The sequence below is a fragment of the Paenibacillus lentus genome (assembly GCF_042714055.1).
In the GTDB taxonomy this organism is placed as follows: Bacteria; Bacillota; Bacilli; order Paenibacillales; family Paenibacillaceae; genus Fontibacillus; species Fontibacillus lentus_A.
The window spans coordinates 16,007-42,305 of record NZ_JBHGVC010000019.1 but is presented as its reverse complement, the minus strand read 5'-3'; the positions used below and the strand labels follow the sequence as shown (position 1 = coordinate 42,305).

29 protein-coding genes are annotated in these 26,299 nt (G+C 48.7%); 20 read left to right on the top strand and 9 right to left on the bottom strand.

Features of this window, described 5'->3' with window-relative positions; translation table 11 throughout:
- Nucleotides 1–108: 108 nt before the first annotated feature.
- Both ACE3MQ_RS25790 and ACE3MQ_RS25785 read right to left on the bottom strand, forming a co-directional pair.
- Nucleotides 109–432, bottom strand: coding sequence for a hypothetical protein (locus tag ACE3MQ_RS25790; RefSeq protein ID WP_379398210.1), 324 nt, complete (start codon nucleotides 430–432; stop codon nucleotides 109–111).
- Between the two features lie 22 nt (nucleotides 433–454).
- Nucleotides 455–688, bottom strand: coding sequence for a DUF2249 domain-containing protein (locus ACE3MQ_RS25785; protein ID WP_379398208.1), 234 nt, complete (start codon nucleotides 686–688; stop codon nucleotides 455–457).
- 266 nt (nucleotides 689–954) lie between these two features.
- Between ACE3MQ_RS25785 and ACE3MQ_RS25780 the strand changes: the two genes are divergently transcribed.
- Nucleotides 955–1,971: a C40 family peptidase gene (locus ACE3MQ_RS25780; protein WP_379398206.1), complete on the top strand. Its 1,017-nt coding sequence runs from the start codon at nucleotides 955–957 to the stop codon at nucleotides 1,969–1,971.
- A 105-nt stretch (nucleotides 1,972–2,076) separates the two neighbouring features.
- Here ACE3MQ_RS25780 and ACE3MQ_RS25775 read toward each other — a convergent pair whose 3' ends face one another.
- Nucleotides 2,077–2,400, bottom strand: a complete 324-nt coding sequence (locus tag ACE3MQ_RS25775; RefSeq protein WP_379398204.1) for a hypothetical protein — start codon at nucleotides 2,398–2,400, stop codon at nucleotides 2,077–2,079.
- Nucleotides 2,401–2,527: 127 nt separating this feature from the next.
- On the opposite strand from ACE3MQ_RS25775, the gene ACE3MQ_RS25770 reads away from it, so the two are divergent.
- Nucleotides 2,528–3,112, top strand: a complete 585-nt coding sequence (locus ACE3MQ_RS25770; protein WP_379398202.1) for a hypothetical protein — start codon at nucleotides 2,528–2,530, stop codon at nucleotides 3,110–3,112.
- Between the two features lie 109 nt (nucleotides 3,113–3,221).
- Here ACE3MQ_RS25770 and ACE3MQ_RS25765 read toward each other — a convergent pair whose 3' ends face one another.
- The gene (locus ACE3MQ_RS25765) at nucleotides 3,222–3,386 is read right to left on the bottom strand and encodes a DUF1328 domain-containing protein (protein WP_125082230.1); all 165 of its coding nucleotides are present in this window, start codon (nucleotides 3,384–3,386) and stop codon (nucleotides 3,222–3,224) included.
- Between the two features lie 263 nt (nucleotides 3,387–3,649).
- Between ACE3MQ_RS25765 and ACE3MQ_RS25760 the strand changes: the two genes are divergently transcribed.
- The 11 genes from ACE3MQ_RS25760 (at nucleotide 3,650) to ACE3MQ_RS25710 (ending at nucleotide 15,608) form a co-directional block, all read left to right on the top strand.
- Complete coding sequence (locus ACE3MQ_RS25760) at nucleotides 3,650–4,159, top strand: DUF948 domain-containing protein (protein WP_379398200.1); 510 nt, start codon at nucleotides 3,650–3,652, stop codon at nucleotides 4,157–4,159.
- Between the two features lie 48 nt (nucleotides 4,160–4,207).
- Nucleotides 4,208–4,750, top strand: coding sequence for a hypothetical protein (locus tag ACE3MQ_RS25755; protein WP_379398198.1), 543 nt, complete (start codon nucleotides 4,208–4,210; stop codon nucleotides 4,748–4,750).
- 114 nt (nucleotides 4,751–4,864) lie between these two features.
- A complete protein-coding gene (locus ACE3MQ_RS25750) occupies nucleotides 4,865–5,209 on the top strand; it encodes a YflT domain-containing protein (protein WP_379398196.1) in 345 nt (114 codons plus the stop codon).
- A 201-nt stretch (nucleotides 5,210–5,410) separates the two neighbouring features.
- On the top strand, nucleotides 5,411–6,580 hold the full coding sequence (locus ACE3MQ_RS25745) for a PP2C family protein-serine/threonine phosphatase (protein ID WP_379398194.1): 1,170 nt from the start codon (nucleotides 5,411–5,413) through the stop codon (nucleotides 6,578–6,580).
- Nucleotides 6,577–10,242 (top strand): response regulator, encoded by a 3,666-nt coding sequence (locus ACE3MQ_RS25740; RefSeq protein WP_379398192.1) that lies wholly within the window; start codon nucleotides 6,577–6,579, stop codon nucleotides 10,240–10,242. The genes ACE3MQ_RS25745 and ACE3MQ_RS25740 overlap by 4 nt, the downstream gene beginning before the upstream one ends.
- 71 nt (nucleotides 10,243–10,313) lie before the next feature.
- Nucleotides 10,314–11,186, top strand: a complete 873-nt coding sequence (locus ACE3MQ_RS25735; protein ID WP_379398190.1) for a CheR family methyltransferase — start codon at nucleotides 10,314–10,316, stop codon at nucleotides 11,184–11,186.
- Nucleotides 11,187–11,218: 32 nt separating this feature from the next.
- Nucleotides 11,219–12,910 (top strand): response regulator, encoded by a 1,692-nt coding sequence (locus tag ACE3MQ_RS25730; protein WP_379398188.1) that lies wholly within the window; start codon nucleotides 11,219–11,221, stop codon nucleotides 12,908–12,910.
- A 52-nt stretch (nucleotides 12,911–12,962) separates the two neighbouring features.
- Nucleotides 12,963–13,301 carry an STAS domain-containing protein gene (locus tag ACE3MQ_RS25725; protein ID WP_379398186.1) on the top strand — a complete coding sequence of 113 codons (339 nt, stop codon included), beginning with the start codon at nucleotides 12,963–12,965 and terminating at the stop codon, nucleotides 13,299–13,301.
- Between the two features lie 18 nt (nucleotides 13,302–13,319).
- On the top strand, nucleotides 13,320–13,772 hold the full coding sequence (rsbW, locus tag ACE3MQ_RS25720) for an anti-sigma B factor RsbW (RefSeq protein ID WP_379398184.1): 453 nt from the start codon (nucleotides 13,320–13,322) through the stop codon (nucleotides 13,770–13,772).
- On the top strand, nucleotides 13,769–14,542 hold the full coding sequence (locus tag ACE3MQ_RS25715) for a sigma-70 family RNA polymerase sigma factor (protein ID WP_379398182.1): 774 nt from the start codon (nucleotides 13,769–13,771) through the stop codon (nucleotides 14,540–14,542). Before rsbW ends, ACE3MQ_RS25715 begins: the two co-directional genes overlap by 4 nt.
- Before the next feature lie 91 nt (nucleotides 14,543–14,633).
- Nucleotides 14,634–15,608 (top strand): magnesium transporter CorA family protein, encoded by a 975-nt coding sequence (locus tag ACE3MQ_RS25710; RefSeq protein WP_379398180.1) that lies wholly within the window; start codon nucleotides 14,634–14,636, stop codon nucleotides 15,606–15,608.
- An 86-nt stretch (nucleotides 15,609–15,694) separates the two neighbouring features.
- On the opposite strand, the gene ACE3MQ_RS25705 is transcribed toward ACE3MQ_RS25710, so the two are convergent.
- From ACE3MQ_RS25705 to ACE3MQ_RS25695, 3 genes are all read right to left on the bottom strand, one after another.
- Nucleotides 15,695–15,919: a hypothetical protein gene (locus ACE3MQ_RS25705; RefSeq protein ID WP_379398178.1), complete on the bottom strand. Its 225-nt coding sequence runs from the start codon at nucleotides 15,917–15,919 to the stop codon at nucleotides 15,695–15,697.
- Nucleotides 15,920–15,972: 53 nt separating this feature from the next.
- Entirely contained in the window at nucleotides 15,973–16,293 is a 321-nt protein-coding gene (locus ACE3MQ_RS25700; protein ID WP_379398176.1) for a DUF5665 domain-containing protein, read from the bottom strand.
- 96 nt (nucleotides 16,294–16,389) lie between these two features.
- The gene (locus ACE3MQ_RS25695) at nucleotides 16,390–16,755 is read right to left on the bottom strand and encodes a YtxH domain-containing protein (protein ID WP_379398174.1); all 366 of its coding nucleotides are present in this window, start codon (nucleotides 16,753–16,755) and stop codon (nucleotides 16,390–16,392) included.
- Nucleotides 16,756–16,964: 209 nt separating this feature from the next.
- Between ACE3MQ_RS25695 and ACE3MQ_RS25690 the strand changes: the two genes are divergently transcribed.
- Nucleotides 16,965–17,978 (top strand): asparaginase, encoded by a 1,014-nt coding sequence (locus tag ACE3MQ_RS25690; RefSeq protein WP_379398172.1) that lies wholly within the window; start codon nucleotides 16,965–16,967, stop codon nucleotides 17,976–17,978.
- 140 nt (nucleotides 17,979–18,118) lie between these two features.
- Nucleotides 18,119–18,838: a pirin family protein gene (locus ACE3MQ_RS25685; protein ID WP_379398170.1), complete on the top strand. Its 720-nt coding sequence runs from the start codon at nucleotides 18,119–18,121 to the stop codon at nucleotides 18,836–18,838.
- A gap of 176 nt (nucleotides 18,839–19,014) precedes the next feature.
- Here the strand turns inward: ACE3MQ_RS25685 and ACE3MQ_RS25680 are convergent, their stop codons facing one another.
- Nucleotides 19,015–19,242: a DUF1128 domain-containing protein gene (locus ACE3MQ_RS25680; protein ID WP_379398168.1), complete on the bottom strand. Its 228-nt coding sequence runs from the start codon at nucleotides 19,240–19,242 to the stop codon at nucleotides 19,015–19,017.
- 136 nt (nucleotides 19,243–19,378) lie between these two features.
- Between ACE3MQ_RS25680 and yyaC the strand changes: the two genes are divergently transcribed.
- From yyaC to ACE3MQ_RS25655, 5 genes are all read left to right on the top strand, one after another.
- Nucleotides 19,379–19,918, top strand: a complete 540-nt coding sequence (gene yyaC / locus ACE3MQ_RS25675; protein WP_379398166.1) for a spore protease YyaC — start codon at nucleotides 19,379–19,381, stop codon at nucleotides 19,916–19,918.
- Nucleotides 19,919–20,028: 110 nt separating this feature from the next.
- On the top strand, nucleotides 20,029–20,829 hold the full coding sequence (locus ACE3MQ_RS25670; RefSeq protein ID WP_379398246.1) for an alpha/beta fold hydrolase: 801 nt from the start codon (nucleotides 20,029–20,031) through the stop codon (nucleotides 20,827–20,829).
- Nucleotides 20,830–21,084: 255 nt separating this feature from the next.
- A complete protein-coding gene (locus ACE3MQ_RS25665; RefSeq protein ID WP_379398164.1) occupies nucleotides 21,085–21,732 on the top strand; it encodes a DUF6483 family protein in 648 nt (215 codons plus the stop codon).
- Nucleotides 21,733–21,795: 63 nt separating this feature from the next.
- Nucleotides 21,796–22,971, top strand: coding sequence for a class I SAM-dependent methyltransferase (locus ACE3MQ_RS25660; RefSeq protein WP_379398162.1), 1,176 nt, complete (start codon nucleotides 21,796–21,798; stop codon nucleotides 22,969–22,971).
- Nucleotides 22,972–23,630: 659 nt separating this feature from the next.
- On the top strand, nucleotides 23,631–25,865 hold the full coding sequence (locus ACE3MQ_RS25655; protein WP_379398160.1) for an O-antigen ligase family protein: 2,235 nt from the start codon (nucleotides 23,631–23,633) through the stop codon (nucleotides 25,863–25,865).
- On the opposite strand, the gene ACE3MQ_RS25650 is transcribed toward ACE3MQ_RS25655, so the two are convergent.
- Nucleotides 25,862–26,164: a dehydrogenase gene (locus ACE3MQ_RS25650; protein WP_379398244.1), complete on the bottom strand. Its 303-nt coding sequence runs from the start codon at nucleotides 26,162–26,164 to the stop codon at nucleotides 25,862–25,864. The two genes, ACE3MQ_RS25655 and ACE3MQ_RS25650, sit on opposite strands and share 4 nt — an antisense overlap.
- Nucleotides 26,165–26,299: the final 135 nt, after the last annotated feature.

The window sequence follows — 26,299 nt, the reverse complement described above, 5'->3', positions numbered from 1 at the left end:
GAGCCTCGAAAGTGACCCTGGTCATAGAGAGACGATGCTGGCATAGAAAAAGGAGAGCTGCTGCTCTCCTGAATGAATAGAATATTAGTTCTATATCATGATGCGTATTTATGCTTTGACTTGACTGATTACGCCGCTTAACATTTTCATGCCACCGTACAAAGTGTAAAAGAAGGAGTCAGGTGCATGGAGTGAGAAGGAGAGATATTGCTTTGGATCGATACCTAGCATTTTCTCAAACAAGGCAGCCGTATCATAGGCGTAGAAGCAGAAGTAAGTATATTGAAACTCCGGCATTTTCTCAGCAATCGTCACAATCTCATCTGCGTATAAATTGACATTGTTCCCAGCCTCGGCAATCATAGTTAGCGCATCATCGAGCTCCAGAGAGATTTGAATTTTCTTCTCATCGATGACTGTAATATTGGCCACGTGACAACCTCCCCTGCCGGTATTAAATTTTGCCGATTCTTACCTGAAAAATAGCAGGCCCCTGCTCAACATAATCCCATGTGAAATGTCCCGGGTGCATAGATTCAAACTGAAAGCGAAGCGGCACAGGATCGTGATCATTGATAAGAAGCATGGCTTCGCCTTCCTTTAAGTCGTTGTAAGCGGCAAAAATGGTCTTATGCTTTAGTTGCGGCGGGTATTCTGTCGCGTTAACTGTAGTCTTAATATTGTCCATGGTTCATTCCTCCTGCAGTTAAAATTTTATGTGTTCGCGATCATTATATGCAAGTCAGCATCATGGCATTGTGATACTAATCACTTGTTACTTATAACAATTATTTTTATAAATTGGGTAGTTAGTAGGATTTTAGTGCAGATAACACGAAAATCGACTTATTTAGACAAAGTTCGACAAAGGATATAATGGATAGAAGTTAAAAGAAAGGAGGAATTAGAAGTAATACCCATAATTCCAATTCGCATCTAGGAGGTTTTTCATCAATGAAACGGAGTGTGGCTATATTATTATCCAGTGCTATGGCATTATCCATTTATTCGGCTATGCCGACGGCAGCGTCAGCGGCCTCGTCCCAGCAAAATACCGTGCAGTCAGGCCTTATTGAGGCTGGAGTCAATTTAAGGGACGAGCCCTCGATGTCGGGAGAGGTCATTGGCTTTTTAAAAAAGGGTACAGCGGTTCAAATCTTGGAGCAAAGCAACGGCTATTTCTATAAAGTGAAGGATGCCGGAGGGAAGATCGGTTATGTCAGCTCCGCGCCTAAATATATCTCGCTTCAAGGTACAACACCGGGGCAGGGGCCTTCGGAAACGGAAAGGAGCGGCCTCGTGATCTATGGGGTCAATCTGCGCAGCTCGCCATCCACCTCGGGCAAGATTATTAAAATGCTGAATAAAGGCACTCGCGTGACCATTTTGGAGGAAGCCAACAAATCATTTTATAAAGTAAAGACCGATGAAGGCTTGACCGGGTATGTCAGCTCATCGACGAAATATATGCAAATTAGCGGAAAAGAAGGATCTCAAGGGGGAGGAGACCCTTCTACGCCAGCGAACATCAAGGAGCAGGTGGATCAAGTGATCCGGACGGGAAAAAAGTATTTGGGAACTCCTTACGAGTTCGGGTCTAACCGGAATACAACAGCCACCTTCGACTGCTCTGATTTCGTAAGACATATTTATAAAGAGGCACTAGGCATTACGCTGCCGTCCGATTCTCGGAAGCAGGGTGCCTGGATCAAGGAAAACAGCCGACCGGTCTATCGCATAAGCGATTTGAAGGCAGGCGATCTTGTCTTCTTTATGAGCTATAAAGGCTCCTCCGCTTCGGCCTATGAAGGCATTGACAAGAACAGTGAACGGATCACGCATGTTGCGATGTACATCGGTAACGGTCAGCTGCTGCAGACCTATTCCGTTAAATCCGGCGGCGTGCGAATCGATAAGCTGAGCGGGTCATGGGAACGCCGCTTCTTATTCGGTGGAAGTGTGCTTCAATAGTATCCAATTCGATAGCATATAACTTGAAATCGCTCCGCAGAACTTAGGGAAACCCTTTGTCCGCGGAGCGATTTCGTGCATTCATCGTATATCCTGTGTTATAAATTAGCTATAGTCAGGAACATAGTTCGGAACATTAATCCAGGCTTTGCCGAGCCAAGTGTATATTTCTACCCAATCGTTGATCGTCTGACCGGTCGGGTGAACAAACTGCGGAGCAAGTGCGCTCAGAGCTTCGCCATTAGGGTTACTATAGAACGTAGTATTATTTAATAATTCGATAGGGTTTGGAGCAATCACGGTTTCGCCGACTTGAATAATAGGCTCATCAAGATTCGGGGTGACGGCCTCTGTCTCTGCTGCCGAGGCTGCAGTACCCAGGGCGGCGGAAATGATTACGGAAGCGGTAATAGCTGCAAATTTTTTCAATTGAAACTCCTCCTTGAATATATTTGATTGTATACTTGTTCGTACTTATGTAATAAACAATCAAGCAACTTAAGAATCAATTTAAATGATAGTTTTTAATAAAAGGTTTGAAAAGGAGAGGTCTGGTGTGAGAAAAAGACGGTCTAAATGGGGGTTGCGCCTGTTTTTGCTCTTGCTTATAGTATTTTTGCTCGCGGCCGCCGCTGTTTGGTACATCCGCCCCGAACGCCCCCTGGACATGAGCTATTCGAAAATTGCTTGGAAGGACAAGCTCACGAGGATGATTGAAACCCGTAAGCCGGAAATAGAGCTCTCTGAGGAAGAGTTTAATGATTTGGCCAAACAGAAGCTGGCTCAGGCGTTGGAGAGCTATGAACTTCCTGTAACGATTAACGGGATGCAGTTCCAGCTTGCCGGGGATCTGCTTACAGTTCATATTCATGCCGAGTGGGGTTCTATGGAGATCGGGGCAGCGGTTCAGTATAGCATGGGATATTCGGCCGGGCGATTAGTTTTGAACCCGGAGGCAGTTAAGGTCAGGATGCTGTCCTTATCTCCAGCTATATTCGGGCTGGAGCAGGTGGAGATCGATCCGGCCCCCTATGTGCCCGATCCGGTTGCGATAGAGAATATACTATTCCATGATCGGCATATCACGATCAAATTTACGCTGGATTGGCTTGAAATAGCGAGGTATTTATCTTCTTATTAGAACAAGGCGGCCCCTTCGTCGAAAGGGCCGCCTTGTTTTTTTATTTCTAACCTTTTGCCTAGCTCATTGGTTGTGATCTATGTCATGACGTTCTTGGTGGGCTTTCTATTTAAAGTGAACGGCTGCGTCCGGTGAAAAGGGAAATCACGAACAATACTAGGAAAATGAAAAATAGCACTTTAGCGATTGAAGCAGCGGCAGCTACAATATTAAAAAATCCGAAAATTCCTGCAATAATTGCTACTATCAGAAAAATAACTGACCATTTCAACATGATAATCACCTTTCCTTCATAGTAAAATAGTGTAGTATGAAGCTTAAAGCGACATGGACACGAGTGTGTAAAATGACCTATGCGGAAGTGATTCCAATTTTGGTGTTCCGTCGCTTGTAGTTGTCATTAACCGGGGGAATTCCGGATGAAACAGGAGGAAAAATTTCGGAAAATGCCGGAACAAGGCGCTTTGTTTCGCCCCGAAAGACCAAGGGTAACTAAGGAGTATCGACGAAGTCAGGACAGGAAAGAGAGGGAATTGTATGATTTGGCAAATAAGCGTTGCACTTATTGCTGTAGCATTTGTGGTACTAGTCGTTTTCCTGGTTAAAACTTTGAAGGCAGCAGAAAATTCTCTGGATAAAACGACCCAGACGCTGCAGGAAATTCAGAAGACGGTTGACGAGCTTAGCTATGAAGTCAAGCAGGTCGTTAGACAGGCTAACAGCATAACCGAGGATGTCGAACATAAAATGAAGCAACTCGATCCCGTACTGGAATCCGTAAAAAATGTCGGAGACGTGCTGAATGAAGTGACGCTTGCCGCCAAGCAGGTATCCACTTCCCTGATCGGAAGAATGAAGAAAACCTCACATAAAGCAGGAAGCAAGGCGGGAGCGGAGCAAGTTGTTGCCCAGGAAGAACATCCTATTGACCGCTCCATGCATACTTATGGCTCGACCTATGATCGCGCTGCGAATTCCAAGTCAGAGCCAGGCTGGATGAAGTGGGTGGACATAGCTTCCGGCGTGTGGCACAAGTACCGCTCATAAACTAGGAATAGAATCGAAACGGCAAGTCTCCAGAAAGAGGTGAGAACGATGCTGAACATTATGTTATTGCTGCTTGGGCTCCTTTCTGCTTCTGCAAGCCATAATCCGGCAACCGTGGACAGCGTTCCGCAGCTTTCTGTGAAACTTGCCCTTTCGCAGCTATCCTCCTCTGAAAGAGCCATACCGGGAGAAGACCAAGCAGCTTCGCCGATCGGAGAGTTTCATTCTATGGGCGATGTTACTTTGCATGACGATCGGGAAAGCGTCGTCCGGAAGAAAGGGCAACCGTTATCGATAAGTAAGGATGCTTATTCCGGGTATACCGAATATCGTTATGAGGATATCACGGTCGGGCTATATGAGGATTTGGTCTATTATGTGCATGTGGATGCGTCACCCGAGAAAATCAAAGTGAACGAAAAATGGTTGGCTTTGGAAAAGCAGGAGCTGCGGCAGGCCTTCGGCGAGCCTGATTTCGAGGCTGAAGACGGGGATGTATATATCCGTGATCTAGCGGCGATCAAAATTTACCGCGATCCTGAGACGAGAGCCGTTGTAGGTGTCGACTTATTCGATACTATTGCATTTTAAAACCTATATTAATTGTATGAATAGGCCTGTTTCAAACCACAGCGAGAAGGGTAATAACAGCCATAGCGAAAGAGAAGGATAGGATTTCATTATAGACAAAGGAGAGTGCTGACGATGAGTATGACGGATAAGAAGTCTTATGCCAAGGTTGTCCAGAATGGAGTTCAGGCCGTAGAAGCCGTAAATGAACTGCGTTCTGCTGGATATGCGAAAGATCATATCTATGTTCTTGCCCATGACCAGGATCGTACAGAACGAATTGCAGACACATCCGCTGCTAATGAAATCGGTATTAAGGAAGAAGGCGTCTTTGATGCCATTGCCAACTTGTTCCGTTCGCGCGGAGACGAGCTGCGTGCTAAAATTGTTTCGCTTGGATTTACAGAGACGGAAGCCGCTTTTTACGAGAAGGAACTGGACTTAGGCAAAGTGCTTGTCATTGCGAGACATACAGCGTAAATGAACAGCATCTTCGTGTCTGATACTATAAGCTTAAAGCATAGATAAGGAATGGGGAAACCACACTCCCCCATTCCTTATCTATGTTTTTAAGATAGCAGATAGTATTAATTTTCCTAAATAACAAAGTCGTTAAAAGTAGTTTATAGTAGTAGTTGTAGTTAAAAGTTACGGCTTACATTCTGTTGCGAGGAGAAATCAATGAAAATATTAATCGTGGATGATAATCCTACTAACATAATTATTATTAGAGAAATTCTGAAGAAGGAAAATTATAGAAACACCATAGCCGCCTCTTCGGCGGCAGAGATGTTTCAGCAGCTGGGGATTCAAGAGGATAATGCCGAACTGATGCCCGGCTCGTCGGATATTGATTTGATCTTGCTCGATATGATGATGCCGGAAATGGATGGCATCACAGCCTGCCGCGTCATTCAGCAGTATGAAGGGCTTAAAGATATCCCGATTATTATGGTTACCGCAGTAGGGGATTCCAAGAAGCTGGCGGAAGCTCTTGATGCCGGTGCGGTAGACTATGTGACCAAGCCGATCAATAAGGTGGAACTGATGGCCAGAATACGGCTGGCGCTGCGTCTAAAGCAGGAGAAGGATTGGCATAAGGAAAGAGATCAGCGAATTCAGGAGGAATTGAAGCTAGCCGCATTAGTGCAAAATGCGGTTCTAAGCTCGGCGATCGACGACCCGCAATTCGAAATTGACGCATTGTATAAGCCGTCCTTTGAGCTGGCCGGAGATTTGTATTCATGGTATCCGCTCGGTGAGGGGAGATACGGAATTATATTGCTGGACATGATGGGACACGGGATATCCTCGTCCTTATTTTGCATGTTCATCGCGTCTGTTCTTAAGGATACGGTCAGCACTTACGTGGAGCCCGAAAAGGTCGTCCAGGAGTTAAATCGCCGCTTCAATCAGCTCCATATCGAGAATCAACTGGTTCAATACTATTTTACGGCCATCTACCTTGTCGTCGATACGAAGCATAAGAAAATTGATTATGTGAATGCAGGGCATCCTCCCGCATTGTTCTTCCAGAAGGAGGGAGAGGTGACTCGGCTGGAGACTGTATGTCCGCCCGTGGGGTTATTCGATAAGATCGAGACCACGACGCATACGATTACGTATGAGGGGGAAGGCCACATCGTACTGTATACCGACGGTTTGATGGAGGTCATGGAGGGTACGCAAGAGGAGCAGATCGAATTTTTGGAGCAGACCTTAAGCGGCAGCCATATGCTGGACAAGGATATGATGCAGCGCTTATTTTTTGATGAGGGCCATCCGCAGGAACGGGAGGACGATAAATGTCTCGTATGGATTACACTCAAAGAAGGGGAGGTTAGCGAATGAAAATCAAGAGCAAGTTGATTATCGGATTCAGTTCACTTCTGATCATTACGATGGTGCTGACATTTGCCAGTTATGATCGGCTTCACTATATGAATGCGCAGCTGGAGCATGTATATTCGGACGGTTATTTAAAAGTCAAGGCATCCACAGGAATGCGCGGCGATGTGAACGATATGGCCCGCATACTTACGAATATGGTTCAGGTGAGAAATCAGGACTATATCGTTCAAGAGCGCAACAAGCTGGAGAAAAAGGAGGAATCCGCAAAGCAATATATGCAGCAGCTGCAGGATAGCTTGATAACCGGGGATGAACGTCAAATTATTTCTAGAATTGATGAAGCAAGCCTGGACTTCGAAAGCTATCAGTCTCGGTTGATGACGCTGCTGCTGAATGGGGAGTACGATCGGGCAAATGAGTACCGTATTTCATCGGGACAGGGTATTCAGGATCGCTTGCTGGATACGTTGAATGAGCTGAAGGATTATTTGGATATCCAAATTGAAAATAAAATTAATGAAGCGAACCAGGCCTACGAGAGCTCGATCCAGATTACGATTGCTACAATGGCGTTCGGCCTGCTGCTGGGATTAGCCATTGTGCTTTGGGTGCTGCCAAGCATAACTAAAGGATTAAACATCGTAAACGGCATGATCAAGCATTTCGGAAAGGAACAGTGGGATGAGATAAGAGCTGTTTCCGTGCATTCCAGGGATGAAATCGGCAATGTAGCCCGGGTGTTCCAAGAGCTGACAGAGGATCTTCGGGAAAAACAAGACCTTGAGAAAAAGTTCATGCAGCAGCAGAAGGATTTGACGTGGATCAACTCGAACTTGGCGCGGATCACCGAACTGCTTCACGGCATTAATTCGCTGGAGCAAATTTCGCAAATGTTCATTAATGAATTCACTCCGGTTCTCGGCGGGAATGTCGGTGCCATCTATATCCGGAAGGAAAGCGAAAACCCGGACGAGCTGTATTTGGCAGGCACCTATGCCAAGGACGGGAATCTGAACTCTCCCGCCATGTTCAAAATCGGCGAGGGCCTCATCGGCCAGGTTGCTCTGGATCAGAAGCGAGTTTCGTTGAAGGATACCCCGGCTAATTACTTGTCCGTACGCTCGGCTCTAGGGGAAGCAAAGCCTGCTCACGTGCTTATTTACCCGATTCTATTCGAGGACGAATTGCTGGGGGTCGTCGAGCTGGCCAACCTGGATCAATTTACCCCGCTGGAAGAGGAGCTGCTGTCGGAGCTGACGAATAATTTAGGCGTTGTATTGAATAACGTGAACCGCAGGCTGCGTGTCGAAGAACTCTTGCGTGAATCGCAGGCTCTGACAGAAGAACTGCAGGTTCAATCGGAAGAGCTTCAAACCCAGCAGGAAGAGCTTCGCCGTTCAAATGAAGGCATGGAGAAGCAGACGGCGGCCTTGAAGCGCTCTGAAGAGCTGCTGCAGCGTCAGCAGGAGGAGCTGGAGCATTACAATACCGAGCTCATTGCCAAGACTCGCGCCCTTGAAGAGCAGGTGCAGGAAGTCAAGGAGAAGAATGAGGAAATCGAGAAAACGAAAGACGAGCTAGAGCGCCATGCGTCCCAGCTTGCTGTGACGAGCAAATACAAATCGGAGTTTCTGGCGAATATGTCTCACGAGCTGCGGACTCCTCTGAACAGCCTGCTTATTTTATCACAGCTTCTTTCGGAGAATAAGGACAAGAATTTAACGCCCAAGCAGGTGGAATATGCTCATACCATTCATATGTCAGGCACGGATTTGCTGAAAATGATCGATGAAATTCTCGATTTATCGAAGGTAGATGCGGGCAAGATGGAAGTGAATCAGGAGTATGTCGGTATCGAAGAGCTGGAGAGATTCGTGGAGCACAATTTCCGGCCTGTCGCAGAGAGCAAAGGGATCGGGCTGCGGCTCGAAGTGAGTCCGGAGGTACCGGAGCGCATCATGACCGACGGACATCGGGTAAAGCAAATATTGCGTAATTTGCTCTCTAATGCTTTTAAATTTACGAGTGAGGGAGAAGTCGCGTTCTTGGTCAAGGTGGCTTCCCCGGATGAGCTCCCAAGCTACTTGGAGCGTAATCGCGATTACTTGGCGCTGACGATCAGAGATACCGGGATTGGCGTGCCTAAGGACAAGACGGATCTGATTTTTGAAGCCTTTCAACAGGTGGACGGAACAACGAGCCGCAAGTATGGCGGAACCGGCCTAGGCCTCTCGATCAGCCGAGGGCTATCCGCGCTGCTTGGCGGCGGAATCGGTCTGGAGACCAAGGAAGGGGAGGGCAGCAGTTTTACGCTCTACTTGCCGAAGGAGGCGGGCTCCAAGCTGTTTGGAGCTGCCAGGGAGGCGGCTGCCACTAACGCTGTCGGGACGCAAATGCGTCAGGGAGCTTACGCGCTGCCTGCGCCGGCAGACGAGCATGCTCCGGTACCAAACCCGATTGAGGATGATCGGGAAGCTATTGCAACAGAAGATAAAGTACTGCTTATTATCGAAGACGATATTGTATTTGCCAAAATCCTGCTTGAAATGTCCCGCAATCACGGCTTTAAAGGGCTCGTTGCTATTCAAGGGGACGAGGGACTTCGTCTCGTTCATAAATATTTGCCGGATGCGATCATTCTAGATATTCAGTTGCCCGTTATGGACGGCTGGTCGATTCTTAACGAATTGAAAAGCGATGCCAAGACAAGGCATATTCCTGTGCATGTTATTTCCGTTGTGGATGATGTGAAGCAAGGCTTAATGATGGGAGCGATCGCTTATCTGCGCAAGCCATCCTCAAGAGAGCATCTCGAACGGGCCTTTACCTATATTGAGTCTTATACGGAGAAAAGCCTGAAGCATTTGCTGATCGTCGAAGACGATGAAATTCAGCAGAAGTCGATCATCGAGTTGATTGGTCATGATGATGTAGCGATTACGGCTGTATCCACAGGGGCTGAAGCGCTCGATGAGCTGCGGATGAAGCATTATGATTGCATGGTGCTGGACTTAATGCTGACGGATATGACCGGGTTTGAATTGCTGGATCAAATACGCGATGACGAGAATTTAAATGACCTGCCGATCATTATTTATACAGGCAAGGATTTGGACGCGAAGGAAGAGACCAGGCTGCGCAAGTATGCCGAGTCGATCATTATTAAAGATGTTAAATCACCGGAGCGTCTGCTGGACGAGACGACGCTGTTCCTGCATCGCGTCGAGGCGAATCTGCCGGAGGATAAGCGTAAAATACTGCAGAAGCTGCATAACAAGGAAGAATTGTTCGAAGGCAAGAAAATATTGCTTGTAGACGATGACGTCCGAAACGTATTTGCCCTGTCCAGCGTGCTGGAAAGCTATCGGATGAACGTCGTATATGCCGAGAACGGCAGAGAAGCGATTGAAATCCTAGAAGAACAGGGCGACTTCGACCTTATTCTGATGGATATGATGATGCCGGAAATGGATGGCTATGAAGCGATGCGCCGCATTCGCGAGAAGCCGGAGTTTGCCAAGCTTCCTATTATCGCTTTGACCGCCAAGGCAATGAAAGAGGACCGCTCCAAATGCATTGAGGCGGGTGCCTCCGATTATGTGAAGAAGCCGATCCAAACGGATCAATTACTCTCATTAATGCGCGTTTGGTTGTATTCGTAAGCCGAATATCGGGGTAATAATACTTATAGAGGTAGTAACCTGCATTTAAAAGAGAAAGTGGAGTTGAACTCATGTCATCCAGTGATTTCATAGATTTAGAAGACGATATTCCTTACGAAGATAACCAGTGCGAGCGAGAGGATATCGAAATTGAACTGCTGCTGGAGGGAGTCCATAGGCTCTACGGATACGATTTCCGAAATTATGCCGTTCCCTCCTTGCGCAGAAGAATATGGCACCATGTGCATTCCGAGCATTTGAAGACGATATCCGGCTTGCAGGAGAAAATTTTTCATGACCGGGAATGCTTTGAACGCTTCGTCTACAATTTATCGATTCCCGTGACGGAAATGTTTCGCGATCCTAACCTATTTCGGGTTTTCCGGGAGAAGGTCGTTCCCCTGCTCAGAACCTATCCTTATATTCGAATCTGGCATGCGGGCTGCTCTACAGGGGAAGAGGTATATTCCATGGCTATATTGCTTCATGAGGAAGGTCTCTATGACAAAGCCCGTATCTATGCAACCGATATGAATGACAGATCTTTGCAAATGGCCAAAGAGGGCATCGTCGGTATTCAAAAAATGAAGCAGTATACGAAAAATTACTTGGAGGCGGGCGGAACACGCTCGTTCTCCGAGTACTATACAGCGAAGTACAACTCGGTCATATTCCAGCCTTTTCTGCGCAAGAACATTATTTTTGCCGAACACAACCTGGCCACAGATCGTTCCTTTAACGAATTCAATGTCATTTTTTGTCGAAATGTGATGATTTATTTTGATGAAACGCTGCGAAATCGCGTCCATGCCCTATTTCACGAAAGCTTGAGTCATTTTGGCGTATTGGTGCTTGGAGCTAAGGAATCAATCCATTTTACGGACTTCACGGACAGCTACGAAGCTTTGGATCGTGAAGAGAAAATATATCGAAAGATCAAGTGATCTTTTGACAGTATGATTGGCAGGAGGAATTCATGGGGGTTGAAGAACCGATTCACATTTTGTTGGTAGACGACCGTCCTGAGAACTTAATGGCCTTGGAAGCGGTGCTAGATAGTGAGCAGTATAAGCTCGTGAAGGCCACTTCGGGTCAAGAGGCGCTCAAATATTTGCTCAAGGATAACTTTGCGGTGATTGTGCTTGATGTACAGATGCCGGGAATGGACGGTATTGAGACGGCTAGGCTGATCAAGGCCCGCGATAAGACGAAGGACATTCCGATTATTTTCATTTCAGCGAATAGCAAGGACGCGGAGCATTTGTTCGAAGGCTATTCGGCGGGTGCAATCGATTATATGGTTAAACCGTTTATTCCGCAAATTTTAAAATCGAAAATCGATGGTTTCGTCGATATGTACATCACGAATCAACGTCATAAAACCCAGAGCATGCTGCTGCAGCAGAAGACCCAGGAATTGGAGCGGATCAACTTTGAATTGGTAAAGGCCAAAGAGGCGGCGGAGATTGCCGCAAAGGCCAAAACGGAATTTCTGGCCATGATGAGCCACGAGATCCGCACTCCGATGAACGGCGTCATAGGCATGATTGATTTGCTGTTGGAAACCGAACTGCAGGATGAACAGAAGGAATATGCGGAGATCATCCGTAATAGCGCCAACACATTAGTGACCATCATTAACGATATTCTTGACTTCACCAAGATGGAATCCGGCAAGATGGAACTGGAGGAAAGTCCATTTGAGCTGCGGGCTGGAATACAAGAGGTATTAAACCTGTTCTCTATGGATGCGAGCCGCAAGGGCCTGGAGCTTGTATATTTCATGGATGACCGTATTCCGCAAGTTCTCTACGGGGACATGGGACGATTACGTCAAGTGCTGATTAACCTGATTGCCAACGCGATTAAATTTACCGATCAGGGCGGTATTTATTTAGTCGTATCCGCCAGCGAGTCCAAGGATGAGCAGGATATTCTCATGCTGGAATTCACGGTAAAAGATACAGGGATCGGCATTGCTCCCGATAAAGTAGACAAGCTGTTCAAGCCGTTCTCCCAATTGGATTCGTCCATGACGAGAAAATACGGCGGAACCGGCCTGGGCCTTGCGATTTGCCAGACGCTGGTGCAGCTGATGGGCGGCAACATCCGGGTTGAGCCGCAGGAGGAAAAGGGGGCTACCTTTACCTTTTCTGTTCAGGTGCGCAAATGTGGAGAAGAGGACGAAGCGCCGCACTATTGCCCAGGCTTTTCGGCAGAAGGCCAATCCTTGCATGCCGATCGGATGCTCGTGGTCGATGATCATCCAATCAATCAGCGTCTTATGGTCAGTATGCTGAATAAGCTGGGATATGAAGCCAGTGTAGCCGAGGATGGGGCCCAGGCTGTTCAGATGGCATTAGATGGAGAAGGCTACTCCTTTATTTTCATGGATTTGCAGATGCCCGTCATGGACGGGCTCGAGGCTACAAGGCGGATTCGCGAAGACCAGCATTCGGAGCAGTCTCCGGTCATTATCGCGATGACGGCGAATGTAATGGAGGGCGTGAAGAGCAAATGCCTAAAAGCGGGAATGAATGATTATATCAGCAAGCCGGTGAAGCTGAGCTCCGTCAAAAAAATGATCGCGAAGTACAGCGGCGGGACAGTCCGTGGGCCGATGAAGCAGCTCCGAGAAACGTATCAAGAGAGTGTAGTTGATTCATAAGCAGTTCGTTTGGGTTATGAATAGAGAAAACATTTTTCAGGAGAGAGTGTCTATGAATACAAATAAAAATGATAAGTTTTCAGCTACGTCACAATTGGAGAATGGCACTTGCACGGTGTACTTACGAGGAGAACTGGATTTATCTGTAGCTCCGGATTTTCGCCAGGTGATGGAACCGCTCGTCGGAGACGAGGCGCTGCATTTGGTTATCAACATGAAAGACTTGAAATATATCGATAGTACGGGTATCGGAATTCTGTTGTCTATCTTAAAAGCAAGACATGGCATGAAGGCCGAGTTCCTGGTGGAGGAAGTGCCGGATCAAATTCAGAAGCTGTTTGACATGACCGGGATTGCCAAGTTTTTTGCCGCACAAGAGAATTCCCAATAGGAAAGGATCGAAGTAAGAATGAAAGACGAAGTTCAGAGAGTGGTAATTAGTTTGCCAGCGACTGCGGATTACGTGGATATCGTCAGGTTGAATCTTTATGGCGTGGCCTCCAAAATCGGATTTTCCTATGAAGAGATCGAGGATATGAAGGTCGCAGTGTCGGAGGCCTGTAACAACTCTGTGTTGTATGCGTACAAGCAAAAGCCAGGAATAATGGAAGTGACCTTTGAAGTGCTCGAGGATGCACTATCGATTACGGTGAAGGATGAAGGGGAGAGCTTTGATTCTTGGGGCAAGACAGCAGATCGGGCATCGTTACATGATAAGGAATTGAGCGAAGCTCAAATTGGCGGACTCGGCTTTTATTTAATGGAGGCGCTTATGGATGACGTAAGCGTAGAGAGCGTTGCCGGACAAGGGACTAAGGTTGTTCTGACTCGCCGGCTCGTTAAGAGCGAGGAGAAAGTATGAGCGACAAATTGACTCCCCCCGAGTCTTTGAATGAATCAACCAGCCTGATCTGGAAATATCAGCAGACGAAAGACAATGAGATTGCAACAGTTCTCATCCAGAAATATGAGCCGATGGTCAAGATGGCCGCAGGTAAAATTGCCCGCAACCGTCCTGATTTATACGAGGACTTGTATCAGGTGGGCCAAATGGCATTGATTCGGTTGCTGCAGCAGTACGATATTGAACTCGGCATCCCATTTGAGCCTTACGCCATGAAAAGCATGATCGGGCACATGAAGAACTTCCTGAGGGACAAGTCCTGGTATATCCAGGTGCCGCGCCGTATCAAAGAGAAGGGAGCTCTTGTTCAGCAGGCCATCGATGAATTGACAGTGAAATTGGAACGTTCCCCCGACGTGAAAGAAATCGCCGAATATTTGGATCTTTCGGTGGAGGAAACGGTCGAAGTACTCGCTGGACGGGAATGTTACCACTATGTATCTCTCGATTCTCCGCTATCTCAGGATGAGAGTGCGGCGACGCTTGGTGAATTGATCAGTTCCGAAGCTAACGACTATGATACCGTAGAGAAGCGAATGGATCTGCAGAAAGCGCTTAGCCAGTTAAAGGAACAAGAGCAGCAGGTTCTGCTGCTGGCCTTCCAGGAGGGACAGTCTCAGCGTGCAATCGCTCAGCAGCTAGGGGTGTCGCAAATGAGCGTTTCCCGGATCCAAAAACGAGCGACCGAGAAGCTGAAGCAGATTATGTCAAACTCCAACTTATACTAAGCGTTTGAGGATCATTTTGAATTTACATGGCAAAAGGCACGCTTTCTTCCGAGAGGAACAGCGTGTCTTTTCGATGAGAGGGGGACGAAGCTTGAATCTCGACAATCTAGGACGCTGCATTACGACCGAGCAAGGATGGAGCTGGCATGATCTTGAAATCAATAGTTGGGATGATTCAGTGCTTCATGAGCTCCGTCAGGATGTCCCCGACACAGAGGAATGGCTGGAAATTATACCTTCTGTAGAAGCGAATTATTTATCAGTACGGTTTCCTGACGGAAAGAATCCGATCGTATTTGGTTCGCTCATCTTTTCCGTAGAGGAGGAAATGCAGGAAATTAAGGATTGCGTTCATATCCACTTTTTTGTAAACAAAGACCGCTTCATTACGCTTAATCTGGATACTCATACCCGGGAAAGAATGCATACGCATGAAAAGATGGTGATGATGCATGCCTGCAAGCTGCCGATTGAGGGGATGTTCGTCTTAACCCGCACGATACTGCACTATATCCACATTGGCATGGATCGATTTGAACAGAATTTGCGTAAAGTAGAAGAAATGATGAAGAAACATAACAAGAAGCATTTAATGGATCAAATTTTGAGTTCGCGGTTTGAACTGTTATACTGGTCCAATTTATTTATCCCTTTCCAGGAAATCGTGACGGCTGCACGAGAAGCCTATTCAGGGGAAGAACTGGAGCATAGCGTCTATTTCAGGCGGCTGGTCTTCCGCACGGAACGAATGAGCGTACTGTTCAAGCATTATGAAAAGGAGATCGACACGCTAATTTCGATTGATGAGGCCGTCTCCGCTTTTCGAGGTAATGATATTATGAAGACGCTGACGATTTTGACGGCTATTTTTACCCCAGCCACGGTGATCGGGGCGATTTGGGGCATGAATTTCGATTTTCTGCCCTGGGTCAAGACAGGAATTACCGGCTTCCTGATTATTAGCGCAATTACGATTTTCAGCACGTTGGCTTTTTATCTATGGATGAATATGAAGGGATGGACGGGAGATTTGCTGCAGGTGGACAAGAAGGATTCGCATTTGTAGGGGATTGGACGAAACAAGAACCTGGCGCTGGAAGGGCAGCAGCAGGTTCTTTGGTTTGCGGGTTATTATCTTGCTACTTGCTGAGGCTATTGTTCAGGATCGGGTGTCAGTCCCTGCGCTTCATCTTCGCTATTGGTGGACATTTCGTCCATATCTTCGCCAAGCTGCTTTAAATCCTCCATATCATTGACCATGGAACCGTTCTCGGCCTCCTGGATGCTCTTATGCTCGGGATATTCGCCTTCACGCGCTTCCCTGATTTGCTTCTTCACATAGTTTTCCTGCTCTTGCTCTGCATTGATTCGAGCCATCCTTATCATCTCCTCCTCGTAATAGGGCATTGTCCCTAGTACACAGTGTGCCGTTATGGCTTGGATTTAATGTAATCCTGAAGCTCTTTAATGTAATCGCCGACCATCGGGACGTCCACAAACAGACTCAGAATCCAGCCGAGCAGACCCAGGACGACAAAGGTTCCCACGCTCAGGCCAAGCCCGCGCGACATGCCGGCCATAAAATTGGTAAGTATTCTTTTTTTTGGGCTGGTATAGTTTTCCAAAATATCTTTGAACTCCGCCTTTTCCAGCAAATCCGCAATATAATCCAGTCTTCCATTTAAACGCTTGACTTCGTGGCGTAATTCAAAGGGATGCTCTTGCGGATCCATAGGTTGAGTACGCGCCATGACGATCCCTCCTCGAAAATGGTATTGAATAGGCTTCAGCGGGATGAAATACAAGTAGCCAGCTCTGAGAGCTGGCTACTTCAGGGGACAGCCCCATTATTGCTTGGCTTCGTTGATCACGTCATCGGAGGCGCGTTTCACATCTTCGGCTACGTCGGCGGAAGCTTCTTTTGCGCTGTTAAAAATGGTTCCGGCGCTAGCTCCAACCGTTTTGGCCAAATCCGTTGTTTTCTCGCTGACGTTTTTAGCGAGATCAGTCGCTTTCTCGCCTACTACAGTAGCGACCTCCTTCGATTTATCCGTAGCTGCGCTCAGCTTTTCGGATAAGTCGCTGCGCAGCTCGCGCCCCGGTTTTGGTGCGTATAGAAGAGCGGCAGCCGCTCCTAGCAATGCGCCGATAATGATGCCTTTGGTAAACGTAGAACCGCTTTGAACCGGATGTTCCATTTCTTCTTTATTCATGTTCGATCGCTCCTTATATATCATTTGTAGTGATTGACCAGAAATTGTCCTGCTTACTTCCTATATAAACGTTAGAAGAAGGAGTGAAACAAAGAATCCGCCCGCTGGCATTCTCAAAAAAAAGCGGTGGAGCTCAATGATTTGGTACGGGCAAAGACATTGTACTATACTGTAATGGCATAGGTTCACGAAAGGGGAGAATAAGAGCGATGGACAGCTTAAGAGATACATTATTGATTCAGGAATATCGCGGAGGCATTCTGGAGTGCAGTCATCGCGGATATATATGCGTGGTAAATGAAGAAGGCCATATATTGATGCATGCCGGCGATCCTCATGCCCAAGTGTTTACCCGCTCTGCTGCCAAACCTTTTCAAGCCATTCCGGGAATCCGGGCTGGTATTCAGGAAGCTTACCATCTAACCGAAGCCGAGGTAGCCGTAATGACTGCTTCGCATCGTTCGGAGGATGTTCATATTGAGGTACTGGAGTCGCTGCTCTCCAAGATCGGCGTAAAGGAGGAGGGGCTGGTGTGCGCCCCGAGTTTGCCGCTGGATGCGAAGTCCAGGGAAGCGCTCCTTCGATCAGGGGGAGAGCGGCGCAGATTATATCATAACTGTTCAGGGAAGCATCTAGGGGTACTGGCATATTGCCAAATGAAGGGCTTCGATTTGGAAGGCTATCATGAGCCGAGCCATCCCGCTCAGCAGGAGATTGTCGAAACTTTGGCTTCTCTTGCCAATATTGCGGCGGAGCACATTGGCCGGGGGATCGATGGCTGCGGTTTTCCCGTATTCGCATTGCCCTTATCGGCGCTGGCTACGGCTTATATGAAGCTGGCTTGCCCGGATCTCATCAAGGACGTGCGAACGGCAGAAGCCGTACGACAGATCACGCATGCGATGAATGCACGCCCGGAGCTTGTCGGAGGGAGCGGCCGCATTGACTCCATGCTGCTGGAAGACAACAACATCATCGCCAAGGGCGGCTTTAAAGGCGTATATTGCTTTAGCCTGAAACGGGAACGGCTTGGTATTGCTTTTAAAGTATCGGATGGCTCGGAAGAAGAATGGGGAAGAATCGTCCTTGAAATATTGCAGCAGCTTCAATATGGGAACGAAGAGCTGATATTCAAGCTCCAGGAACAGTTTCCGGCCCGCATCCTGAATGATGAAGGGAACATCGTCGGACATACGGAGGCTGTGTTTACACTCGCAAATTAGGCGGACTGCTCCAAGCTTTAAGCTCTTTTAGAGATGGACTTTGATTAGCGGTTTTGTGTAAAGGGTAAGAAATACTCAAATCCACCCTACAAAACAATGAATCCGAGTATTGATCTTGATAGAGAGCGAGGAGGATAACGATGATCAAAGTGGTCACCGCTGAGGAGCGCCATACTTCGGACAAAGGTGCAATTCATAGTGAATTCAGCTTCTCCTTTTCCGATTATGATGATCCGAGCAATGCTCATTTCGGTTGTTTGCTTGCTTTAAATGACAACGTTGTTCAGCCTGGTCAAGGACTTGCCCCTCATCCGCACCATGATTTGGAGATTGTCACTTACGTAGTATCCGGTACGCTGCGGCATGAGGATGATCTTGGAAATACGCAGGATCTGACGGCAGGGAGTGTACAGGTGATGAGCGCCGGGGCCGGTATCCGCCATTCCGAGAGTAATCCTTCGGTAACAGAGCCCGTCCGTTTTATTCAAATGTGGTTCCTGCCCGCCGAGAGAAATTTGAAGCCTGCCTGGGATAGCCGGTGGTTCCCTTGGCAGGAACGCGAAGGGCTATTGAAGCCTATTGTGGCTTCGGGGCCTCACGTCGATTGTCTGCCCATAAATCAGGATGTTCAGCTGTTTATTCCAAAATTGATGACAGGAGAAGAGCTTTCCATCCCTTCCCGGGGAGAACGCCGAACGCATTTATTCATGCTCTCCGGTCACATCGACTTGCAGTGCGGCAAACAAAAGTTCCCGCTGCGGCCAGGCGATGCAGCCAGAATAAGGAATGCCGAGGAATTGACCGTTCGCAGCACCGGTAGCGGAGAAGCGGCCGAATTTATACTGATTGATCTGCCCTAGACAGCCATAGGGTTGTGAGTGTATTGTCCTGAATTGAAGAATTCCCGGCCTGCGGATCGCTAAAAAATAAAGAGAGTCCAATATTCCCGCGTACCATTTTGATGCGAAGCGGGATTTGGACTCTTTTCTTGTTCCGGCAAGCGCCGGCTTTAGTTTGTCAATACTAAGAGAGGAAGCTAATTGCTTCTAAGTTGGCCGAGTTCTTTAGCAAGTGCCTCCACCTCTGAGATGCTCAGGCGCTCCTTGCTCATTACGATATCATAAACCTCCAGAATGTCGTCGTAACGATCCACGTGAAATGCCGAAGCCGACATAGCAGCACCGGTCGCCATTCTTAATTTCGTTTTAATCGCTTCGATCATATATTCCACGTTTTCCTGGGTTTTTTGAGTTAAATCTACCATGATCCTTTCATCCTCTCTATTATGTGCTCGTTCTCGCCTCATTGTATTGTATCATGACAGCCCATCCTGTTCTATGTTTTGCGGCGAATGCCCGGTTAGGGTACAATCAAAATACGTTAATACAGGGGGGATGAAGATGAAGTTAAAGGGTGGGGGGCTTCATAATGATTCTGCCTTTAGCCAAAGGAAGCTGACTGGCAAGGAGCTACCGCTGTTTATGCATAGCATTCGCCAGAAGCATCCATTAGACCATGTTACTTTTTTATGCATCGGGACAGATCGCTCCACGGGAGATTCGCTAGGCCCTATTGTCGGCACCCGTCTGGAGGAGCTCGGCTTCCCTTCGGTCGTAGGCTCGCTTCAGCATCCCTGCGATGCCGATAATTTGGTGTTTCGCATGAGTGCTATTCCCAAGGATCATGTCATTTTAGCGATTGACGCTTGCTTGGGCGTTCCGGCTTCGGTGGGCTCTTATATCGTATCGGGAAAACCGCTGATCCCGGCGCAATCCGTCGGCGGTGGATTGCCGGAGGCCGGCCATTACAGCATTGCGGGCGTGGTGAATGTGAATGGCCCAAAGCCTTATTGGACGCTCGGAATGACTTCTTTGTACCGGGTCATGCAAATGGCGGATGAAATCGTGCGTGCCGTAGAAGAAGGATTTCAGCGTCAATAGGCGGAGACAGGCCTGAGTATGCCTGGATATCATGGACAACGGCGTTTCAGAAGAGCAAAAATGGCTTAATTATATATATTCAATACATAGACAAGAAAGAAGGATGAATGATGGAAAAGCTAACGATAAGCGGAACGACGATCGCATATGAGGACCAGGGCAAGGGAGACGTTTTAGTGCTTTTACACGGTTTTTGCGGCAGTTCGGCTTACTGGGAACAAGTGATGCCGCTGTTGTCCGAGCATTACCGCGTCATCGCACCCGATCTGCGGGGGCATGGTTTATCTGACGCACCGCTTGGCGCCTATACGATCGAGCAAATGGCTGATGATGTGGCCGGCCTGTTGAAGGAATTGTCGGTTGATAAATACACATTGCTGGGACATTCGATGGGCGGATATGTCACATTATCTCTAGCCCAGCGTTATGCGAACCATCTTAACGGGTTTGGCCTGATTCATTCAACGGCCCATCCGGACAGTGAGGAAGCCAGGGAGAAGAGACTTCAGGCGGTATCGGTTATTGGCACCGAGGGAATTACACCGTTCGTTGATGGGCTAATTCCTGGGTTATTTGCTCCTGCGAATGCCGTCTCGCATGAAGCTGCCCTGGATCGTGCAAAAGAAATAGGCTATAAGACACCCCCGCAGGGAGCCTCCGGCGCAGCACTAGCCATGCGTGAACGAATTGACCGCAGGGACGTTCTTTCATCCACGACATTGCCCGTACTGCTGGTGGCGGGAGAGAATGACAAGCTCATCCCGATTGAACGGACATTTACGACGGAAGGCAGCAATGTTACGAAGGCCGTCATTAAAGGGGCTGGTCATATGAGCATGTACGAGGCTCCTGAACAGCTGGCTGTCGTTATTAACGACTTTTTGCGTCATATTCATGAAGCGAAGGAATAAGGCTCTCAGTGAGCTCAGATTTCTATGCTGATAACCGGACGTCTCTGGCAGACCTCCGGTTTATTTGTGTATGAATATACGTATACATTGCCGCTGTATTGGCGAATCCTTCAGAGTAGGGCGTGATTGTAAAGAGGACTGGAAGCAAAGGTGTTGATTTAAGCGGAGGAAGTGGAAATCAAGGTTGAAATCATATAAAATCTGACTCTATACACGTGCATTCATCAACAATAGGATGGGAAGAGGGGGCTTGGCATGTTAAGAAAAGATTACCTCGTTCGGGCCATTGAGGAGATAACGGAGGCGCTGGGAGCTATTTTTGGCTTAAAGCAGCAGAAAAAGCATCCTGAAGCCCTGCAGGAGCTTGAAGAGCTGTACAGAACCCAGTTTCGCCTAAACTCTTTGCTGCTGGGGACGTTGTCGCCCAAGGATATTACAGAATTATTTCGCAGTGGCAGAATCATAGAAGCGGATAAACTACAAACTCTGGCCAGGCTGCTGCGAGAGGAAGGGGACTTATTCCTGGATAACGGTCAAGTGAATGAGGGCCGGGTGAGGCAGCAGAAGGCTCTTCAATTATTTCTTGTGGCCAGGCAGCATGGCGCGGATCGCGCTTTGTGGGGGCTGGATGAGGAAATTTTCAGTCTCCTGGCCAAGCTCAAAGGCTACCCCCTTAATCCGGATGCAGAGCGGCTGGTATTTCATTTTACCGAGGAGAAGGGCAAATATGATCTGGCCGAAAATGCGCTGTACCGCCTGATCGATCAGCATGCGATGGATGTGCACGAAGGAATTGCTTTTTATGAACGCTTGTCAGACGTGGATCCGCGTGAGCTGGAGGAAGGCGGACTGTCAGCAGCCGAGGTGCAGGAGGGGCTTGTTGAACTGCGCAATCGCTTGTAAAATAACTTAATTAGCCATTAGGCAGGAACCATTATTTGAAAAGCGAAAGAGAGTTGTCTAACTATGGAGTCTTTGCGGAATCTTGTCCATCAACTGGCGGAAGAGGGTACCATGATCTCCGCTACGCTCAGTCAGCGCCGCAAAGCGGGCGATACCAGCTATACTAAAGTGGTAGTGAAACCCGTGGAACTGAAGAAGAGCCTTCATTATCAGCTGGCGTATCATTATGCCAATAAGGTAACCCATGAGAATATTGAAGCTTCTTTCATCGAGGAGCGGATAATGGCTCTGTTCGAAGATACGTTCCGGCAGGGTCTGTTTTGTGCCGTTGATGCCGACTATCAAGTCCTGATCAGCAAGAAATACAAAGTATCGATTTTAAAGAAGTCTCCATCCAAGAAGCCAGGTGCGCTGTCGCATAACCGGCAAAAGCAATACATTCTGGAAGAAGGAACTCCGGTACCGTTCCTAGTGGAGCTCGGCATCATGAATGCGGATGGAAAAGTGTTCGCCAAAAAATACGATAAGTTTCGGCAGATCAATCGCTTCCTGGAAATGGTGCAGGATGTCATCCCCTACCTTCCAGAGGATCGCCCGCTAACCATCGTGGATTTCGGCTGCGGCAAATCGTATCTGACGTTTGCGCTGTATCACTATTTGTCCGTCCAACAGCGCAGGGAGCTGAACGTCGTCGGGCTTGACCTGAAGGCAGACGTTATCGAGCACTGCGGGACATTGGCACAGAATTTGCATTATAATCAATTGCGCTTCCTCGTTGGCGATATCGCTGATTATAACGAGCTAAGTCAAGTGGACATGGTCGTGACCTTGCATGCTTGCGATACTGCGACAGATGCTGCGCTGGAGAAGGCGGTACGCTGGGAAGCTTCCGTCATTCTGTCCGTACCGTGCTGTCAGCATGAGCTGTTCAATCAGGTGAATAGCCCTGTGCTTGAACCGCTGCTGTCGCACGGGATCCTTAAGGAGCGCTTCTCGGCGCTGGCTACGGATGCCATCCGGGCGAAGCTGCTGGATTTGCTCGGCTATAAGACGCAGCTGCTTGAGTTCATCGATATGGAGCATACGCCGAAGAACATTTTGATTCGGGCTGTGAAATCGTCCAGTGCCGATACCGAACGGCTGTGGCGGGAGTATACCGCTTTTCGCGACTTTCTGAGTGCAGACCCTTACCTGGAGAGAGCCTGCCGGGATTTGCTGCCCCAGAAGGATCAGGACTAAGCGACCGGGAAAGAGGCCCAGCTTCAGGCGGCAGGTTAAGGCCGAACACCAAAACATAACAGAGTGACAATAAATGTCGCGGCATAACGATTTTACGGCATAACGATTTAACGGATAAGAGCAACATCAAGAAACAGTATTATACAGCACAAGACTGCACAAGCAGCAATTAACAGCATACTTTTCGCACCGGGCGCAGCTCCCAGCGCGCGGTGTTTTGCTGCATGACGGCGGTCGGTCGACTACAGACTGCTTCAGCTTCGTGGTTTGAAGTAGTTTTTGGAGGTCAACACTTAAGGTGTTGGCCTTTTTTTTAGGATAAACTACGGCGACGTACCTATTTGTACCAGAAGAAAAAATATAACGGTATTTTCTGTATTAAAATGGGCGGTTTGTCACTGGATATAAAATTAACTGGATTTAATGTATTTAGAATTAAACTTTAGGGTTAGTCAGGCGAAAAGCTATGTTTTAGATACACGAAATGAAGCTAATTCGCGAAATCGACCCGTTGCAGTATAAATAGATACATGAAATCCACTTGTATTTAGATTGAGTATTGTTCAAGGGTGCTGTTAGGCGCTTTCGTGTAGAAATAGCTATTGCGTGAGGCGGAATAGGGCTTCAAATCGATGAAGAAAAGGAGCGGCATGCGCGAAATGATCGAGAGATGGCCAGGCGACAGCGATGCAGGGGCTTTGTCAGCGATATTTGCGGCTTTCGCTTGTACAATCGCCGGGAGCGTCGCTTGCTTGAGCGGCGGATTATATTTTATCGATACTATGGCGGCTTTGGTGCTTATGTCATTGGGCATTGCGGTGACAGCTGCAGTGGTATTTGGGAGAACGGTGAGTGGACGGTGGATGGGCCGGAGTCGGAGTCGGAGCCTCTTGAACGGCAAAAGTCAGCCCATCATAACGGCTCAGCTAGCGCTAGGCCTCGTTCTCAGCGGGCCGTTCATCATAGCCTCGTTGTATGCAGCTCATCTTGCCGCCGGCCCTTTGTCCCAGCAGGCTAACGGCGAGACCGTGCTTGCTTGGAGTTTTTATGGCTGCTTTGGGTTATTTATCTATTACGCCGGCTGCAGCGTGAGAGGCAGGAAAGCACTTGCGGCAGGCTGGGGCTTTCTTGGGCTGCTGCTCGGTGTAACGGCTCTCGCAGCGGTGTATGGGCTCTTTCCGTACCCTGCGGCCATTTTTCGAACGGAGCAGGCAGAATTATCGGCTTACGGTGCACGCTTAGGCGGACTGCTGCAATATCCAAATACCTTTGGAGCAGTGATGGGGGTCTTTTTTCTGGAGCGGTTGATGTCCCTGGCCCGGATGTCGGCTGCAGACTTCACCCGCCAGCGCGGATGGAGAGGGTATGCTGCTGCATGCTGCGCCTTTATTTATGTTCTGTGCCTGCTGCTCACGGAATCGCGGGGAGCTTGCATAGCTGTTGCCGCTGCCGGGCTGGCCGGTTTATGCCAGCTTCGGGGTGCTGACCGTTCTCGTTACGTGGGTCAAAGCGGAGCGCTGCTCCTCTGTGGATCAGTTGCTGCTTGGCAGCTATCCTCAGCATCGCTCGCTCCATCATTGCTTCCTGGGCTGTTCCTGCTGGCAGCGACCGGAGGCACAGCCATGATCACCGCAAGACATATTGCCGGGCGGGGAACCCGGTGGCTTGCCGCCGTCAGCATTCTGCTGGCGGCAGGGCATTTTTGGTTATGGCTGGGCCATGGCCTGCCTGAACGGGCCGGCTCGTTGGCCACGGCTTCTGCCCGCATTCTTATGTACCGCGATGCTTGGAGCTTGTTTATCAACTCCCCATGGCTGGGGCAAGGGGGCAGGACATGGGAGATCATGTTCAGGGCGGTACAGAGTTCTGCTTACGTGGGAGGGGAAATCCATAGCGGCTATATGAATATCGTGTTGGATATCGGGCTGGCCGGACTGGCTGCCGTGCTGCTCTGGCTTACAGCCGCAGGGGTTACACTGGTTCGCATGAGGAGCATAATGTGGCCTTCCTATCTCGTAATACTTCTGCATAGCGCTGTCGATTTTAGTTTGAGCTATGGCCTAACGTGGCTGTTACTGATTTGGATGGCTTGCTCCGGCATCTCGCGTCTGTCGGCTGTTTCCGTCCATTCTACGCAGTCTGATCCCATACAGACTATGCCGATGGCTCGGTTCACACGCATACAGTTCGTACATTCCGCACAGCTTGATCGGCCTCCCCATTTCACACAGCCCCAGATCACAGAGCTAGCTTGGCCAATGGCTCGTCACCTGCGATACAGCGGTACTCTTATAGTTATGACCCTGTTGCTGCTTGTGAGTCTGTCGGGAGTACGGCAGGCCGTTAGCCTGGCACGGGAACGGCAGGCGTTGACGGCAGCAGCTTTGGGCCGAGCTGAACAGGCTGTGGAATTGTTTGAGCAATCGCTAGCCATATATCCCGCCCGATCCTCGGCTCGGCTGCATTTGGCCGGGTTGTCCAATCCTGATGGACGAGCGAAGGTGTTGCGGCAGGGATTAGCCTACGACCGGGCCGATCCCGAGCTATGGAGCGCCTTGGGGCGGGCGCTTTCCGGCTCGCGGCCGATGGAGGCCGTTTCTGCCTGGGAGCATGCCGTTAAGCTCGATCCTTACAGCAGGAAGAGACAGACGGAGGTGCTAAGCCATCTTGCCTCTCTCGCTCGCCAACTGAAGCGGGATCAGCGCCCTAAGGAAGCTATGGCTGCAGCTTTGTCCGGGTACAAGCTGTACACTCGCTACGAGGAGCTTGCCAAGCGGCTCGCTAATGCAACGACCCTGCGCAATGATCGACGCTTCATTGTGACTGAAGAGGCGAAAGATCGGGGCCGTGAGCTGGGAGAGTACGTATTTCGCTACTCTCCCGATCATAGTTAGCCGCCGAAAGCAGCTCGGAACGCTTGGCATAATGCCTCGCGATCAAGGCTCCACAGCTCGGCGAGCTCTGGGCTCACTTCGTCATCCCACCAGTCCGCAAGCAGCTTGCGGTTGCTGCTGTTTTCGCCGATCCAGAGCAAATTGGCAATCACTTTTTTGTAGTAAAGCGCCTCACCTTCTTTGAGCTGATCTTCGGGAATATATACGCCGAGCCGTTTGATGGTTCGGTAAAGTTCCTTGCTGCATCCCCGGCGGATTTTGCGCGGCGTTGGGAGGGCGGCTTGGTGCTTGCCGTGCATTTTGTTCAGAATGATCGCCTCCTTTGTAACAGCATATGCGTACCGATTCGGGCGGGACACTGCAGAGATGGCCTTCCCGCGTTAAACGTGCTCTAACTAGAAGGCATGTCTTAGGCTATGTTAGAATAGATTGGT

Coding starts and splice junctions, on each gene's coding strand:
- ACE3MQ_RS25755 (WP_379398198.1), top strand. CDS start 4,208: ATGCTGAACATTATGTTATTGCTGCTTGGGCTCCTTTCTGCTTCTGCA.
- ACE3MQ_RS25650 (WP_379398244.1), bottom strand. CDS start 26,164: ATGCACGGCAAGCACCAAGCCGCCCTCCCAACGCCGCGCAAAATCCGC.
- ACE3MQ_RS25655 (WP_379398160.1), top strand. CDS start 23,631: ATGATCGAGAGATGGCCAGGCGACAGCGATGCAGGGGCTTTGTCAGCG.
- ACE3MQ_RS25715 (WP_379398182.1), top strand. CDS start 13,769: ATGAGCGACAAATTGACTCCCCCCGAGTCTTTGAATGAATCAACCAGC.
- ACE3MQ_RS25690 (WP_379398172.1), top strand. CDS start 16,965: ATGGACAGCTTAAGAGATACATTATTGATTCAGGAATATCGCGGAGGC.
- ACE3MQ_RS25665 (WP_379398164.1), top strand. CDS start 21,085: ATGTTAAGAAAAGATTACCTCGTTCGGGCCATTGAGGAGATAACGGAG.
- ACE3MQ_RS25695 (WP_379398174.1), bottom strand. CDS start 16,755: ATGAATAAAGAAGAAATGGAACATCCGGTTCAAAGCGGTTCTACGTTT.
- ACE3MQ_RS25735 (WP_379398190.1), top strand. CDS start 10,314: ATGTCATCCAGTGATTTCATAGATTTAGAAGACGATATTCCTTACGAA.
- ACE3MQ_RS25745 (WP_379398194.1), top strand. CDS start 5,411: ATGAAAATATTAATCGTGGATGATAATCCTACTAACATAATTATTATT.
- ACE3MQ_RS25750 (WP_379398196.1), top strand. CDS start 4,865: ATGAGTATGACGGATAAGAAGTCTTATGCCAAGGTTGTCCAGAATGGA.
- ACE3MQ_RS25660 (WP_379398162.1), top strand. CDS start 21,796: ATGGAGTCTTTGCGGAATCTTGTCCATCAACTGGCGGAAGAGGGTACC.
- rsbW (WP_379398184.1), top strand. CDS start 13,320: ATGAAAGACGAAGTTCAGAGAGTGGTAATTAGTTTGCCAGCGACTGCG.
- ACE3MQ_RS25780 (WP_379398206.1), top strand. CDS start 955: ATGAAACGGAGTGTGGCTATATTATTATCCAGTGCTATGGCATTATCC.
- ACE3MQ_RS25700 (WP_379398176.1), bottom strand. CDS start 16,293: ATGGCGCGTACTCAACCTATGGATCCGCAAGAGCATCCCTTTGAATTA.
- ACE3MQ_RS25685 (WP_379398170.1), top strand. CDS start 18,119: ATGATCAAAGTGGTCACCGCTGAGGAGCGCCATACTTCGGACAAAGGT.
- ACE3MQ_RS25725 (WP_379398186.1), top strand. CDS start 12,963: ATGAATACAAATAAAAATGATAAGTTTTCAGCTACGTCACAATTGGAG.
- ACE3MQ_RS25740 (WP_379398192.1), top strand. CDS start 6,577: ATGAAAATCAAGAGCAAGTTGATTATCGGATTCAGTTCACTTCTGATC.
- ACE3MQ_RS25730 (WP_379398188.1), top strand. CDS start 11,219: ATGGGGGTTGAAGAACCGATTCACATTTTGTTGGTAGACGACCGTCCT.
- ACE3MQ_RS25785 (WP_379398208.1), bottom strand. CDS start 688: ATGGACAATATTAAGACTACAGTTAACGCGACAGAATACCCGCCGCAA.
- ACE3MQ_RS25680 (WP_379398168.1), bottom strand. CDS start 19,242: ATGGTAGATTTAACTCAAAAAACCCAGGAAAACGTGGAATATATGATC.
- yyaC (WP_379398166.1), top strand. CDS start 19,379: ATGAAGTTAAAGGGTGGGGGGCTTCATAATGATTCTGCCTTTAGCCAA.
- ACE3MQ_RS25670 (WP_379398246.1), top strand. CDS start 20,029: ATGGAAAAGCTAACGATAAGCGGAACGACGATCGCATATGAGGACCAG.
- ACE3MQ_RS25705 (WP_379398178.1), bottom strand. CDS start 15,919: ATGGCTCGAATCAATGCAGAGCAAGAGCAGGAAAACTATGTGAAGAAG.
- ACE3MQ_RS25765 (WP_125082230.1), bottom strand. CDS start 3,386: ATGTTGAAATGGTCAGTTATTTTTCTGATAGTAGCAATTATTGCAGGA.
- ACE3MQ_RS25760 (WP_379398200.1), top strand. CDS start 3,650: ATGATTTGGCAAATAAGCGTTGCACTTATTGCTGTAGCATTTGTGGTA.